13 protein-coding genes and 1 pseudogene are annotated in these 13679 nt (G+C 62.6%); 9 read left to right on the top strand and 5 right to left on the bottom strand.

Annotated features, from left to right (window positions below; genetic code table 11):
* Nucleotides 1-39 precede the first annotated feature (39 nt).
* Nucleotides 40-906: a LysR family transcriptional regulator gene (gene gcvA, locus C0Z19_RS01450; protein ID WP_102607999.1), complete on the top strand. Its 867-nt coding sequence runs from the start codon at nt 40-42 to the stop codon at nt 904-906.
* Nucleotides 907-995: 89 nt separating this feature from the next.
* Here gcvA (C0Z19_RS01450) and C0Z19_RS01455 read toward each other — a convergent pair whose 3' ends face one another.
* On the bottom strand, nt 996-1895 hold the full coding sequence (locus C0Z19_RS01455; RefSeq protein ID WP_102608000.1) for a LysR substrate-binding domain-containing protein: 900 nt from the start codon (nt 1893-1895) through the stop codon (nt 996-998).
* Nucleotides 1896-2095: 200 nt separating this feature from the next.
* Here C0Z19_RS01455 and C0Z19_RS01460 point away from each other — a divergent pair, with 200 nt between their 5' ends.
* The 3 genes from C0Z19_RS01460 to amaB all read left to right on the top strand — a co-directional run bounded on the left by C0Z19_RS01460 (nt 2096) and on the right by amaB (nt 6061).
* Entirely contained in the window at nt 2096-3115 is a 1020-nt protein-coding gene (locus tag C0Z19_RS01460; RefSeq protein ID WP_175083985.1) for a DUF1338 domain-containing protein, read from the top strand.
* A 46-nt stretch (nt 3116-3161) separates the two neighbouring features.
* The gene (locus tag C0Z19_RS01465) at nt 3162-4403 is read left to right on the top strand and encodes an aminotransferase-like domain-containing protein (RefSeq protein WP_425330259.1); all 1242 of its coding nucleotides are present in this window, start codon (nt 3162-3164) and stop codon (nt 4401-4403) included.
* Between the two features lie 146 nt (nt 4404-4549).
* Complete coding sequence (amaB, locus tag C0Z19_RS01470) at nt 4550-6061, top strand: L-piperidine-6-carboxylate dehydrogenase (protein ID WP_102608002.1); 1512 nt, start codon at nt 4550-4552, stop codon at nt 6059-6061.
* A gap of 98 nt (nt 6062-6159) precedes the next feature.
* On the opposite strand, the gene C0Z19_RS01475 is transcribed toward amaB, so the two are convergent.
* Entirely contained in the window at nt 6160-7014 is an 855-nt protein-coding gene (locus C0Z19_RS01475; RefSeq protein WP_102608003.1) for a helix-turn-helix domain-containing protein, read from the bottom strand.
* 292 nt (nt 7015-7306) lie between these two features.
* Between C0Z19_RS01475 and lhpI the strand changes: the two genes are divergently transcribed.
* Together lhpI and gcvA (C0Z19_RS01485) are read left to right on the top strand one after the other, a co-directional pair.
* The gene (gene lhpI / locus C0Z19_RS01480; protein WP_102608004.1) at nt 7307-8233 is read left to right on the top strand and encodes a bifunctional Delta(1)-pyrroline-2-carboxylate/Delta(1)-piperideine-2-carboxylate reductase; all 927 of its coding nucleotides are present in this window, start codon (nt 7307-7309) and stop codon (nt 8231-8233) included.
* Nucleotides 8234-8255: 22 nt separating this feature from the next.
* Nucleotides 8256-9170, top strand: coding sequence for a transcriptional regulator GcvA (gene gcvA, locus C0Z19_RS01485; RefSeq protein ID WP_102608005.1), 915 nt, complete (start codon nt 8256-8258; stop codon nt 9168-9170).
* A 336-nt stretch (nt 9171-9506) separates the two neighbouring features.
* On the opposite strand, the pseudogene C0Z19_RS01495 reads toward gcvA (C0Z19_RS01485), so the two are convergent.
* Nucleotides 9507-10076: pseudogene (locus tag C0Z19_RS01495) on the bottom strand (acyl-homoserine-lactone synthase); the annotation flags it as partial.
* 149 nt (nt 10077-10225) lie between these two features.
* Between C0Z19_RS01495 and C0Z19_RS28990 the strand changes: the two are divergent.
* Nucleotides 10226-10555, top strand: coding sequence for a helix-turn-helix domain-containing protein (locus C0Z19_RS28990; RefSeq protein WP_425330260.1), 330 nt, complete (start codon nt 10226-10228; stop codon nt 10553-10555).
* Here the strand turns inward: C0Z19_RS28990 and C0Z19_RS01505 are convergent.
* Nucleotides 10518-11222 carry a helix-turn-helix transcriptional regulator gene (locus tag C0Z19_RS01505; protein ID WP_102608166.1) on the bottom strand — a complete coding sequence of 235 codons (705 nt, stop codon included), beginning with the start codon at nt 11220-11222 and terminating at the stop codon, nt 10518-10520. The two genes, C0Z19_RS28990 and C0Z19_RS01505, sit on opposite strands and share 38 nt — an antisense overlap.
* 485 nt (nt 11223-11707) lie before the next feature.
* Here C0Z19_RS01505 and C0Z19_RS01510 point away from each other — a divergent pair, with 485 nt between their 5' ends.
* Complete coding sequence (locus C0Z19_RS01510; protein ID WP_102608006.1) at nt 11708-12022, top strand: DUF4148 domain-containing protein; 315 nt, start codon at nt 11708-11710, stop codon at nt 12020-12022.
* Between the two features lie 94 nt (nt 12023-12116).
* Here C0Z19_RS01510 and C0Z19_RS01515 read toward each other — a convergent pair whose 3' ends face one another.
* Nucleotides 12117-12593, bottom strand: a complete 477-nt coding sequence (locus C0Z19_RS01515) for a CBS domain-containing protein (protein WP_102608007.1) — start codon at nt 12591-12593, stop codon at nt 12117-12119.
* A 220-nt stretch (nt 12594-12813) separates the two neighbouring features.
* On the opposite strand from C0Z19_RS01515, the gene ribA reads away from it, so the two are divergent.
* Nucleotides 12814-13461, top strand: coding sequence for a GTP cyclohydrolase II (ribA, locus tag C0Z19_RS01520; RefSeq protein ID WP_102608008.1), 648 nt, complete (start codon nt 12814-12816; stop codon nt 13459-13461).
* Nucleotides 13462-13679 lie beyond the last annotated feature (218 nt).

A 13679-nucleotide genomic window follows, 5' to 3' on the forward strand; every position in this document is an offset into this window, starting at 1 on the left:
TTTTTCAGACACATAACCATTTCTTTCGGGTCGTCGGGTATGGCCAGACAATTGCCGCTCAATGCGTTGCGCGCCTTCGAATCGTCGGCGCGCCATTTGAGCTTCACGCGCGCTGCGCGCGAACTGAACGTGACGCAGGCCGCCGTGAGCCAGCAAGTGCGGGCGCTCGAAGACCGGCTGGGCGCCCGGTTATTTACGCGATTGCCGCGCGGCCTCGCGATGACCGATGAGGGATTGGCGCTGCTGCCCGTGGTGTCCGACGCATTCGGCCGCATCGATGCCGTGCTGAGGCAATTCGAAGGCGGACATTTCCATGAAGTCCTGACGCTCGGCGTGGTCGGCACATTCGCCGTCGGCTGGCTCATGCCACGCCTGAGGCGATTTCGCGCCGCCCATCCGTTCGTCGAATTGCGGCTGTTGACGCACAACAATCTCGTCGATTTCGGTGCGGAGGGCTTCGATTTCGCGATTCGCTTCGGGGACGGCAATTGGCCCGGCACGCAAGCTGCGGCTTTGCTGGACGCGCCGCTCAGCGCCTTGTGCGCGCCGGAGCTCGCGCAGCGCCTGCACGAGCCGCGCGATCTTGCCGCGCAAACGCTGCTGCGGTCGTATCGTCGCGACGAGTGGGCGCTCTGGTTCGCGCAAGCGGGACTGCCCGTGCCAGCGGTTCGCGGGCCCGTGTTCGATTCGTCGCGCCTGATGGTGGAAGCCGCCATGCAAGGCGCGGGCGTTGCGCTGGCGCCGGCGCGCATGTTCGAACGCGAGCTTCAGTCGGGGCGTTTGGTGCGCGCCTTCGAACTCGAAGTCTGCACGGGTAGTTACTGGCTGACCTGGCTCAAGTCCAAGCGCCTGACGCCGGCCATGCAGGCATTTCGTACGTGGATCGCAGCGGAGGCTGCGACATAGGGCCAAGATCGGCGCGCCAACGCGCGGCATGCCGACGCGCTCGGCGCTGCACAAAAAGACAATCCATTACGGCTGGTTAGGACTGCTGATCAATCCGCCTTCGGCGTCAGCGACACGAGCCATTGCGATAGTGCAACGAATGGTTCGTCGTTCGCGACGGCGTCGGGGGCGACGAGGTAATAGCCGGCGTCGCTGGCGAGCGGCAGATCGAGCGGGGCCGTCAACCGTCCCGAGGCAAGTTCGTCGGCAATCAGAATGTGCGGCATCAGCGCGACGCCCATGCCCGCGAGTGCAGCGCTCGACAACATCGTAAACAGCTCATAGCGCGGGCCGCGCACGGCGCGCGCATCGTCCCCGAAGCCCTGTGCGCGGAACCACTCGCGCCAGGCGTCGGGGCGCGTCGACAGGTGCAATAGCGGCATGTCGACCAACCGTTCGCGCGTGAGCGGCGCGGCTTCGGATGCGAGCGCCGGGCTGCAGACCGGCACGGCATTGCCTTCGCGAAAAAGCAGCGCGCCTTGCGTGCCGGGCCATACCGAGCGGCCGAAGTAGACGGCTGCGTCGAACGGCGAATCGCTGAAGAGAAACGGCTCCGTTCGGATCGAAAGGTTCACCGTAATGTCCGGCCGTAGCGCGCGAAACTGCGGCAAGCGCGGAATCAGCCATTGACTCGCGAAAGTCGGGACGACGGCAAGTTCGAGCACGCGGCCCACGCCGCGCTGCGCCATCAGCTCCAACGTATCGCGTTCGATGCGCTCCAGACTCTTACGAATCTGCATGGCGTAATGCCGCCCATGCGGCGTTAGCACGACCCGCTTCTTGATGCGCAGGAACAAAGCGACGCCAAGCCGGTTCTCGAGCGAAGCGATTTGTCGGCACACGGCACTTTGCGTCAGCGCAAGCTCGTCGGCCGCGCGCGTAAAGCTCTCGTGTCGCGCCGACGCTTCGAACACCTGTAGCGCAGCGAGATTGGGGATGCCTTTTCTCATCGTCCGGGTTGGCCGTTTGTGCAGGCAAACGGCGAGTTGGTGATTTTTTGGAATGAAGTCGTGAGTTTAAATCAATTGTTACGACGGCGTCGGGCGACGGACAATCCATTTTGTCAGGCGCTTATGTGTTCCTGGGTCCTCAGCTTCGCTGCAGTCCGGGAGAAGGGCGTCGCTCCAGACGAAAAATCGGGGAACGATAGATGAACAGCAATCTCGACGCCATGCTCGAAGCCGCTCGCGGCCCGGGTGCCGCCCATCAGTTGGTGCAATTGATGAACGTACCGCCTTTGCTGGAAACCTGCGAGGCCGGTGTCGTCACGCGTGCCGAGTTGGCCCAGGCGCTCAATATGGCGCTGTTCGCCGGTTTGCTCGAACGTGTGCCGACGGGGCGCGCCTACACGGACGACGTCGTGCGCGAGGGCGCGCGCGTGCAGTTCGATCACGGCGCGTTGCGCACGGTGCGTTGGCCCCATTGCGGCGCGTTGCCTCCGGGCGAAGCCGCCTTCACGCGCATCCTCAAGCCGCTCGGCTATCGCTTGAACGGGACCTATCCGTTGGACCGCATCAGGATGACCGGGCGCTCCTACGCGCACTTGGACGCGCCTGAACACATTGCGCAGTTTTTCGTCAGCGAGTTGCATCCCGAGCGCTTTTCGCCGTCGTTTCAGCAAGCCGTGACGAATGTCGTGGGCTCCAGCGTCGATCCGCTCACTCCTTGGGCTGTGGCCTCGCTCGCGGAGCTCGAGCGTGATGCTTCGCTGCCGCTTGCCGACGCCTGCGCGTTGCTGCCCATCCTCGTGCGTTGCTTCGATCGCCAACACGCGACGCCGCGCTTGGCGGATTACCTGACGTTGTTGCAAGAGTCCGCGGAAATGGCCTGGATTGCGACGGAAGGCAACGCCTTCAATCATGCGACGGATCGCGTAGCGGACGTATTCGCGGTCGCCGACGCGCAGCGGGCACTGGGTCGGCCGATCAAGGAGCGTGTGGAAGTGTCGAAGTCGGGCCGTGTCAAACAGACGGCGTTCCAGGCCGACCCCGTCGTACGCGTCTTCCTGGACGAGCAGGGCGGCGACGTACGTCGAGAAGTGCCCGGGTCGTTCTACGAATTCATCACGCGCGACGTCTTTGTCGACGAAGCCTCGGGCCGCGAGGCGCTCGATCTCGGGTTCGACGCCGGCAACGCAACCGGTATTTTCAAAATGACCGCAGCGGCATGACCGCGTGACGTCAGATCCGCATAGGCCTCGTGCAAAGAGGATATCGATGACATCAAGCACTCCGATGAGCCCGGCTGTGGAAGATGAGGCCTATCCGTTCGCAGCTCCGTTTCGTGCGCCGCAAGGCTCGCCGATCCGAGAATTGTTCAAGTACGTGGGTCGTCCCGGCATGATTTCATTCGCGGGCGGCTACCCGTCGAAGGATTTGTTCGATCGCGAAGGCATCGCGCAAGCGCTCGATGCGGCCTATCGCAGCGATCCGATCGCGTGCCTGCAATATGGCGACACGGCCGGTGCACCGCTGCTGCGACGGTCGCTGGCGCAACTCATGGCCGCGCGTGGCGTCGATTGCTGTGCCGAAGACGTCGTCGTGACCACGGGGTCGCAGCAGGGCTTCGATCTGTTGCTGCGCACGTTGATCGCGCCCGGCGATACCGTGCTGATCGAGGAGCCGGCTTATCCCGCCGCGATCCAGGCACTGCGGCTCGCAGGTGCGCATATCGTGGCTGTGCGCACCGATATCGACGGCATCGACGTCGATGCGCTGGCCGCACAGCTCGACGCACTGCCCGCAGCAAGCAAGCCGAAGCTGCTTTATACCGTTCCGACATTCGCCAACCCCACCGGTGCCACGTTGCCCCAAGCGCGGCGTGAAGCGTTGTTGCGGCTCGCGGTGGCGCGGCGCATCGTACTCGTCGAAGACGACCCTTACGGCGAGTTGCGCTTTTCCGGTACGGCCGTGCCGCCGCTGCTCGCAATGGCCGAGGCCTGCCCCGGCGCCAGAGATTGGGTGGTCTACTTCGGCAGCTTGTCGAAAATCGTCGCTCCGGGGCTGCGCATCGGCTGGACGGTCGCGCCTGCGCCGATAGCGCGCCGCATGATCGTGGCCAAACAGACGAGCGATTTATGCACGGCCCCGCTTTCGCAAGAGACGGCGCGTCATTATCTCGACAGCGGCGCGTTCGAGGTGCATTTGCGATCGATCGTCGGCGCTTATCGCTCGCGCTGCGACGCATTGCTGAAGGCGCTCGCGCATTTCGCCCCGCATGACATCGAATTCAGCGCACCGGCGGGCGGAATGTTCGTCTGGGCGCGGTTGACGGGCGGCCGCGATGCCGGCGAAGTGCTCAAGCGCGCCATCGAGCAGAACGTCATGTTCGTTCCCGGCGTAGCATTCTTCGTTCGCGAGCCGGATCCGAGTACCTTGCGGCTGTCGTTTGCCGCACCGGGCGAAGCCGAGGCATTCGAAGGCGCGCGTCGATTGGCCCTGGCGCTGGCGCAACATTAGGCAGCGTTCGCGCGTCATGCATCCGCTTGCGGATGCCGCGCGAACGCGTTTCAATCGCAGACGTGGGGTGCTTCCCGCCGCATGATGGCGGACGAAGCATCCAGGATGAACCGATCGTAGTTTCGAATCGACCTAAAGAGGACGTGATGGTAGTCAACGACATTCTTGCAGCGCTCAACGTCGACCTTTCGGCCTGGAAGGGCGACGCCCTGGCGGCCCGCTCGCCGCGCGACGGCGCCACGCTCGCGACGCTCGCCGTCGATTCCGCCGCCGATGCGGAGCGCAAGATCGACGCGGCCCATGCTGCGTTCTTGAAGTGGCGCACCGTGCCGGCGCCGTTGCGCGGCGAACTCGTACGCGTGTTCGGCAACGTCCTGCGCGAGCATAAGGATGCGCTCGGCCGGCTCGTGACGCTCGAAGCCGGCAAGATCCGTTCGGAAGGCCTTGGCGAAGTGCAGGAAATGATCGACATCTGCGACTTCGCAGTCGGGCTCTCTCGTCAGCTCTATGGTCTGACGATCGCATCGGAACGCCCGGGCCACCGCATGATGGAAACGTGGCATCCGCTCGGGGTATGCGGCGTGATTTCCGCCTTCAATTTCCCCGTGGCCGTTTGGGCCTGGAACGCAGCGCTGGCATTCGTCTGCGGCGATCCGATCGTCTGGAAGCCGTCGGAAAAGACCCCGCTCACAGCCATCGCATGCCAGGCCTTGTTTGCGCAAGCCGTGCGCGAGTTCGACAAGGCACACCCGGGCGTGGCGCCGGAAGGGCTGCTGCAATTGGTGATCGGCGGCCGGGAGGTCGGCGAGGCTTTGACCCGATCGCACAAGGTGCCGCTCGTGAGCGCGACTGGCAGCGTGCGCATGGGCATGGAAGTGGCGCAGACGCTGAGCAAGCGTCTCGGCCGCAGCATTCTGGAATTGGGCGGCAACAACGGCATGATCGTCGCCCCGAGCGCCGACCTGGACCTCGTCGTGCGCGCGGTGACCTTTGCGGCCGTGGGCACGGCCGGTCAGCGCTGTACGACGCTGCGTCGCTTGATCGTGCATCGCAGCGTCGTCGATGCGCTGCTGCCGCGACTTGAAAAAGCGTTCGCATCGGTCAAGGTCGGCGATCCGCTCGAAGCCGGTACGCTCGTGGGGCCGCTGATCGATCGCGGCTCGTTCGACGCCATGCAAACGGCGCTGGCCGAGGCGCGTAAGGACGGTGGGCAGGTGATGGGCGGCGAGCGCGTCGACGTCGGCCACGAAGGGGCGTACTACGTGCGTCCCGCGATTGTGCGCATGCCGGCCCAGACGGCTGTTGTCGAGCGCGAGACGTTCGCGCCGATCCTCTACGTGCTGACCTACGACGACTTCGAGCAGGCGCTCGCCGTGCATAACGCGGTGCCGCAAGGATTGTCGTCGGCCATCTTCACGAACGACATGCGCGAGGCCGAGCAATTCATGTCGGTGGCCGGCAGCGATTGCGGCATCGTCAATGTGAATATCGGCACGAGCGGCGCCGAGATCGGCGGTGCGTTCGGCGGCGAGAAGGAAACGGGCGGCGGCCGGGAATCGGGTTCCGACTCGTGGAAGAGCTACATGCGCCGGGCGACGAACACGATCAACTACAGCCGCGAGTTGCCGCTTGCACAAGGCGTGAAGTTCGACGTGTGAGACCGGTCGGAGCGACGATAGACCCTGCTCGTGCGGGGTCTATCGCCCGTCGGAACGTTGGCGCGTCCGGCTGCAGGGCCTTTCGGAAGGCGCCCGGATCAGGCGCGACCCAGGCGCTTCGAAAGATCGGCGACGAGAATCGCAAGTCGCGCCGGCTTTTCGTAGCAGGCCACATCGAAACGACGAATGACTTCGCTGATCTCCGATTCGCTTGCTTTGCCCGTCAGCAGATCGCCCGTCAACAGGAAGATGGCGGCGTCGGGCCGCGGGGAGCGCCGGACCGCTTCGACGGCCGTTGCGGCCGTGTATTCGTCGAACAGCCAATCGGTGATGACCGCGTCAAACGTTTGCGTGCGCAAAGCTTCGATAAATGCCGGGAGCTTATCGTAGGCGGTGGCGGCAAAGCCGCTTTGTGCGAGGTAGTCGCATAGCGCGTCGGCGGCCGCGCGATCGGCGTCGATGACGGCGACGGTGGCGCGTTGTGCTTCTCCGCGGCGCGGGTGGATCTCTATCTTGTGTACTTCGTGAGCTCGCTCGCCCGGGGCGCCATCGCACCACACGATACGCCAGCGATCGCCTTCGCCGTAGGCGACGAATTCCACGCGCTCGTGGGCGCCGAGCGGTCCGCCGATCCACGCGACGCAGGGTCCTTCGAATGCGCCGATGTTCAGTACGGCTTCGCGCGGCTGCGAGGCGTTGGTGCCCGGGCCCGTTTCGTGAGCCCCGAACAATTGGGCGGGCGGTTCGCCAAATGCGTCGGCCACTTTTCGAATCTGGGCGAGCGTCCATGGACTACTGCCACGCAATTTGCGGTGTCCTTGAGAAAAGCTCAGATCAAGGATGCGGCAAAGTTCTGTGGTTTGCTGTCGTTTCCCTATGCCATGGCGAACCATCAGCGCGCGCACGCGGTCGGCAACGGTGAGGGAGTCCGCTAAGGTGGCTTCAGTGGTCATGCTGCTCTAAGATGCTTCGGCGTCGGTTGCGGCGACTAACGCGCGAGAAGCGCGTCGTTCGCCGCAACGCAGAAAGTGGTGTAAGCGCGGCGTATTTTAACGGGCAACGTCGCGCGCGCCGCCGTCAAATATGTATCGACAGGTTACGTTCGTTACTGGTAGTCAATCGTGTAACGAGCGCACATTGCCGGATACGTTTTTGTCAGCGTTGGGCCTGTTTCGTGGCGCGCGTGGCGATGGGCCGGCGACTTTCCCGGCAGCGCGCATGCCTTCTCGTACTGGAGAAAACCCTATGACGATGCAATTCTTTGACGCGGATGCGACGACGCAATTGACGCCGTTTCCCGCGCTCGTGGATGCGCTCGCGCAGGCGTGCCTCGATGCGGCCCGCGGCGAGATAGCCAGCCCGGCGCGGCTCGTGGTGCCGCTCAATCGCGGCGGCTCGATGCTGTCGATGCCGGCGGCCGCGCGCGATCTGGCTATTCATAAGCTCGTTACGGTCTGCCCCGTCAATCGCGAGAGGGCGTTGCCGACGATTCATGGACATGTGAGCGTCTGCGATCCCGATACCGGGGAAGCCTTGCTCGCGCTCGACGGCCCCACGGTGACGGGGCGACGTACGGCCGCGGTGACGCTGCTGGCAATGCGCACGTTCTTGCGTCGAGTGCCGCGTGAGATCCTGCTGATGGGTACGGGGACGCAAGCGTCGCATCATGTGCACGCGCTGGCTGCGGTCTATCCCGGCAGCCGCGTGCTCGTTCGGGGCCGGACTGTCGAGCGCGCACGGGCGTTCTGCGCCGAGCATAGCGGCGACCTGTCGATGACCCCGCACGCTGAAGCTGCGATCCCGGAGTCGGTCGATGTCGTCATCGCATTGACGACCAGCCGTGAGCCTGTCTATGACGAAGTGGCGAAGCCCGGGCGGCTCGTGGTCGGCGTAGGGGCATTCACGCCCGAGATGGCCGAAATCGGCGCGCGGACGTTAGAGGGCAGTGCGCTTTATGTCGACGATCTGGAAGGTGCAAGGCATGAAGCCGGCGATTTCATCCAGGCGGGTGTCGATTGGGCGCGTGTGCAGGGGCTGGCGGATGCGCTGGTGCGGGAGAGCGGGGCGATTCACGGCGCAGATGAAGACGGGAAACCTGTCGTGTTCAAGAGCGTAGGTTGCGCCGCATGGGACCTGGCCGCTTGCCGCGTCGCGCGCGCGGTGTTGGGTTGAGGGCGTAGGGGGATCGACGACCATGCGTCGCCTACCGCCGCTCAATGCACTGCAAGTGTTCGAAACCGTTGCGCGTCACCGCAGCTTTACGCGCGCGGCCGACGAGCTTTGCGTCACCCAGGGGGCCGTCAGCAGGCAGATTCTCGCCCTGGAGGATTACTACCGGTTTCCCCTGTTCAAGCGTCATCCGCGCGGCCTCTCTCTGACTGCCGAAGGCGAGCTGCTGTTGCCGGCCGTTAAAGAAAGCTTTGCCAGGATCGAAGAAGTGTCGCTGCGCCTGACGCGTCAGCAGGCCGATCTCGCACTCAAAGTGCCGACCTGCGTCATGCGCTGGATGTTGCCGCGCATCATGCGCTTTCAGAGCGAGCATCCCGACCTGCAGCTGCAAATTACGACGACGTGGCGGCACGATGTCGATTTCGACGTGGAGCCGTTCGACGCGGCTATCGTCTACGGTTCGTCCGCCGGAAGCGGCGTACGCGCCATGGTGCTGTTCGAAGAGCGATTGACGCCGCTGTGCGCGCCGCAATTGCTGATCGGCAAGCCGTTGAACGACTTGGCCGATCTGGCCAACCATACGTTGTTGCATCCGACGCGCGATCATCGCGATTGGAAGCTCTGGCTTGCCAGAGCCGGTGTAAGCGGCATCGATGCCGACTCAGGCCCAAGTTTCGACACGCTCGATCTCGCAACCAACGCGGCGATGCAAGGGTTCGGCGTGGCCATTGGAGATGCGACGCTGTCGGCAGAGGACATCGCCGGCGAGCGACTCGTCATGCCGTTCGACACCCTCGCCGATAGCGGGGCGCGTTACTACTTCGTGTGCCCCGACAACGCGGTGCAAGTGCGCAAGGTCGAGCGCTTTTGGGAATGGCTGTCGAATCATCGTGCGGCGAGCGAGCTTCGGGCCATATCTGATCTTCCGAATTCGACGTGACGATTTCGTCCATCCCATCGTGCCGCTCGAACGCGACGAATTGCCCGTCGATACGGTCGAACTGGCGCGCTTCATGGTCGTTAAATGCCTGGTGCGTGATTCGCCCCCGGGGACGCGTAAGCGGACGGCGTCGATCTCTGCGGAGACGGCGCACTTTGGATAGGACGCTTAAATCACGGCGATCCGTCCCTCGCCCGAATCGCAACGACCAAGCGTATCGGCCTGTCGCGTTAAATGCACGAGCCTTTGCGGTTCTGTGAGCCGGGCAGCGCATTCGTCAGTGGCACAAAGCGTTTGCTCGAGCCGTTCCCGCTCTGAATTCGCCGGCCGCGCACGGCCGAACAAGGCCTCGTGTGTCTGGGCACCGAGGTCGATCTCCAGCGCGACGGCCGACACGTTGCCGATGCGCACCGGTGGGCCGAAACGCCGCATTTGTATTCGTGCCCGCGCAAGCAGCCGCTCGACGGCCGTGGTCGTGACCGTCACGTAGCTCGTCACGCCCATGCGATCGGCGAAAGAGACGACCGCGCGCATCGCATCGAAGGCGAGTTCGCCGAAGCCGTAACCGGCCTGCTCCGGAGAGACGATCGCAAAGCGGCTCAGCTCCCATACGCGCGGGGAGGCAGGTGCGGCTTGCCCATAAAGCAACTGAGGAAACGTATCGCGCAACATATAGGGGCCTTCCGTTGGCAGCAGCCGCCAACAGCCGCACACGGCCCCCGCCTCGTCGCGCACGAGCATGTAGTATGGTGATCGCGCGTCGTAATCGTCGATTTCCATTCCGGACAAAACGGCGACTTCCCATCCCATCCGTTCCCTGAAAATCCTGGCGCGCAAGCGGTACATCTGCGCCAGTGCGTCGAGATCGAAGCTACGCTGTTTGTCGATCGTGATCTTCGCATTCATCTCGCTCTCCCGGGGTTGTGTCACCTGAGGGGCATAGACCATATGCAGTTTGCGTGCTGGTGGTAACTGGCAAGCAAGATAGGTACAAAACATACGCGACACTTGGGATGATTCGGGTATCGAGCACGTTCCCTCACCAGGTGATATCCATGTCCATAGCCGATATTCGTCAACCGGAAATCGAAGGCGCGGCCCGACCGGTCCGAACCGAAATAGACAGCGCGTTCATTCAAAGCTACCGAAAGCAGGTCAGGGAAAGCCAAAAAACTTTCTGGGCCAGATTTGGCGTAACGCAATCCCGGGGAAGTCGTTTCGAGCTCGGGGCAAATATTCCAAAACCCGTAATGATCCTCCTCCGGCTATATTTCGAAGCGTTAATCTCGGACGAGGACATTCGTAGCGTTTCGCAAAAAAGGCCTGCTGCGCTTCGCCCCGCCCTTGTCAATCAAGATCGATCAGCCCCATTCGGGTCGCCTTGACGGCAGCGGCGCTTCGTGAACTGACGCCGAACTTGCTACGAATGTTGGTCATGTGGAAGTTCACGGTCGCCTCTGAACAGCCGAAGATTTTTGCGATTTCCCACGTCGATTTTCCTTGCGCGGTCCATTTCAAACACTCGTATTCACGCGGCGTCAACTTCGGCATGAGCCTCTCGGTGTATCCGTCCAGAAACCGTCGGCTCGTGTCGAAGGCGACGTCGCGCAGCAAAGTCAGCATCGGTAACATACGTTCCACGTGCGAATCGAGCGCATCGCGGGCGCCGTCGCTTCGCACGAAGCACAACATTCCAACCTCCTGCCTGGGGCCGTGAATAGGCAATGAAACACCGGTGCAGAGCCCGTGCAGGCAAGCCTCTTCATACATCTCCTGCTGGTTTCGCTCGGAAAAATGAGAGGACGTCCAAATGAGTGGCGACGTTTGCGTCAAACAGTGTGCAACGGTAGGGTCGATTCGGAACAAAGCCCTTTCGTCGTAGACCTGACGCCATTCGGCGTCATAAGTGCTGCGCAAGTAGGCGTCGCTGAATCGCATGCCGGGGCGCGGCACTACGGCATACAACGTGTGCTCGAAGCCGTATTTTCTCCCCAACAGGGCAAGCGCCTCAAACCACGATTTTTCATCTGTTGCACGCCAAAGCGATGACATCGGTTCTATGAAATGGCGCGGCATAACAAGTCCTCACGTGTCGAAAATATTACTTGCCCGGAACAGGTAAATCGGGATGGCCTTTTGCGCAATTCCGGGTGGTCGGTTTTTTGCGAGATGATATCAGACCTATCAACTATCGCTCTCGCGTTTTGGCGGTTGTCAGCGTTCGATCGGTTAAATCGGCTCTTTTTGGAATAGAACTTCGATGGACGTACGCATGAGATCGATTTCAATTGTATTGTGTCTCATTGGAATATATTTGATGTCGACTCACCAGTTTTCGTAGTGGGCATCGACTTAAACCGATTTCATCGATGTATGTTTACGATAATTGTTGAGATAACCCGCAAGCGGGACTTTTGATATTTGCCGTTCCTGCAAAGGTGATTAACGCGAACTGATATGTTTCGCTGACCGTTCAAAACGTAGACTGCCCTCCAGTGTCGGCAGATGCCAGACCCATTTGACTGGAGGAAATCACGATGAAATCGATTTTTACCGCGGCATTGTTCGCGGGCGCGCTGGCCGCACCCGCGCTTGGCTTTGCGCAGCAAGCGCAACCTGTCGGCCGTGCTGTCGTATTGACACAGCTGCAACAGTTGGCCGATGCCGGTTATCGCGGTCAGGGCGACGAAACGACTTATCCCGCGGACGTCGAAGCGGCACAGCGTCGCGTCGATCCGCGGACGAGCGGCGCTTCAGCCGATACGAGCGGCTACGGCGCGACGCCCGGGACGCATAGCGAATCGGGCGCGCGCGAGCCCAGGGGGCCCGGATCGCTCTATTTTGGCTCGTGAGACGAGGCCAGGCGCAAGGCCCAGGCGGGAGGCCCAGGCGCCGACCCGGCGGAGCGCGTGAGCGCGCCCGTCGGCTTTGGGATATTCGCGGCTGTCAGGTATGCACGCCCGAGATATAGTGCTCGAGCTGCTGGATCGTGAACTGCTGCTCTGAGATGATGGTTTTGACGAGGTCGCCGATCGAAACCATCCCGACGAGCTTGCCGTTATCGACGACGGGCAGGTGCCGCATTCGGTGTTCGGTCATCAAAGCCATGCAGGCTTCGGCGGTGTCGGCCATCCGCACGTGCAACACCTGCTTCGTCATGATTTCGCTGACGGGCGTCGATTTCGACGAACGATCCATCAGTACGATCTTGCGCGCGTAATCGCGCTCCGTAATGATTCCCGCGATCTTCTTCTCACTGCCCTCCGTCACGATCAGCGCGCCGATCCGGTACTGCGACATCATCTTCACGGCTTCGAAGACGGAGGCCCCGGCATCGATCGTGAGGACCGGCTGGTCCGCCACTCGCCGGGCAGCGAGAGGGTCGTCCAACTTCAACTTCAGGATTTGCGCAACGTTGGGCATGTAAGTCTCCGTCTTCTCGTTCGGGGGCGGGGATCGGTTTGCTGCGGACCTGGCAGTGCAATCTGCTGCGAACGCGGGGGCTGACTCCCAGTATAGGCGCTCCAAAGGCGTGCAGCGGCTTACGTGGCGGGCCGCGAACGGTGATTGGGGTTAAACTCGCGGTGCGCGCGCCGGCTGTCGGTGCGCTGACGAACCGTTACAACGCCATTCTCGAGAAGTCATGTCTACGCCCACCCAGCCGCCGCGCAGCAACGGCGACAGCACCGCGCAGAGCGTCGCGCTCGCCGCCAAGGCCACTTTGCCCACCCGATACGGAACGTTCACCTCGTACGCCTATCGTGTCGCAGCGGGGGGAGCCGAACATCTGGCTTTGGTGATGGGCGATGTGAGCGGCCGGGGCTCGGTGCTCACGCGCTTGCACTCCGAATGCCTGACCGGCGACGTGCTCGGCTCTTATCGCTGCGACTGCGGCGAGCAACTCGATCTTGCGCTGCGATATATCGCGGCGGAAGGTCGGGGCGTGTTGCTCTACCTGCGTGGGCACGAGGGGCGCGGGATTGGCCTGTCGAACAAGATTCGGGCGTATGCGCTGCAGGAGCAGGGACTCGACACTGTCGAGGCGAATCAGGAACTCGGCTTGCCCGACGACGCGCGCGAGTACGATTCCGCCGCGGCGATCCTGCGCGAGCTCAAAGTCGAGTCGGTGCGCCTTATGAGCAATAACCCCGAAAAGTTCGACACGCTCGCGAAACACGGTATCCCCGTATGCGAGCGAGTAGGGCTGGCGATCCCTGTGCGTGACGAAAACGAACGATATATCCGCACCAAGCAGGTCAAATTCGGTCACTACTTCGACGAGAACGAGTAGTTCGGGCTGGGACGTAGGGGGCATTGCCTTGCAACTGCGAGTGGCTGGTGCGGTCTCCCGCTGCGGGGCGGCCCCTCTCGACGCGCGCCACGCCCTCCGGGCGAGGGAGCTTATTCAACGTTGAATTGAAGCGGCGCTAATTGCCCACAACGAACGTCTCGCCTTCGTGAGCATTAATCGTCGCCCGGATCCCGGGCAAGCGCGCCGATGCAATGCAC

Origin of the sequence: Trinickia soli, from assembly GCF_002879855.1 — a bacterium.
GTDB classification, from domain to species: domain Bacteria; phylum Pseudomonadota; class Gammaproteobacteria; order Burkholderiales; family Burkholderiaceae; genus Trinickia; species Trinickia soli.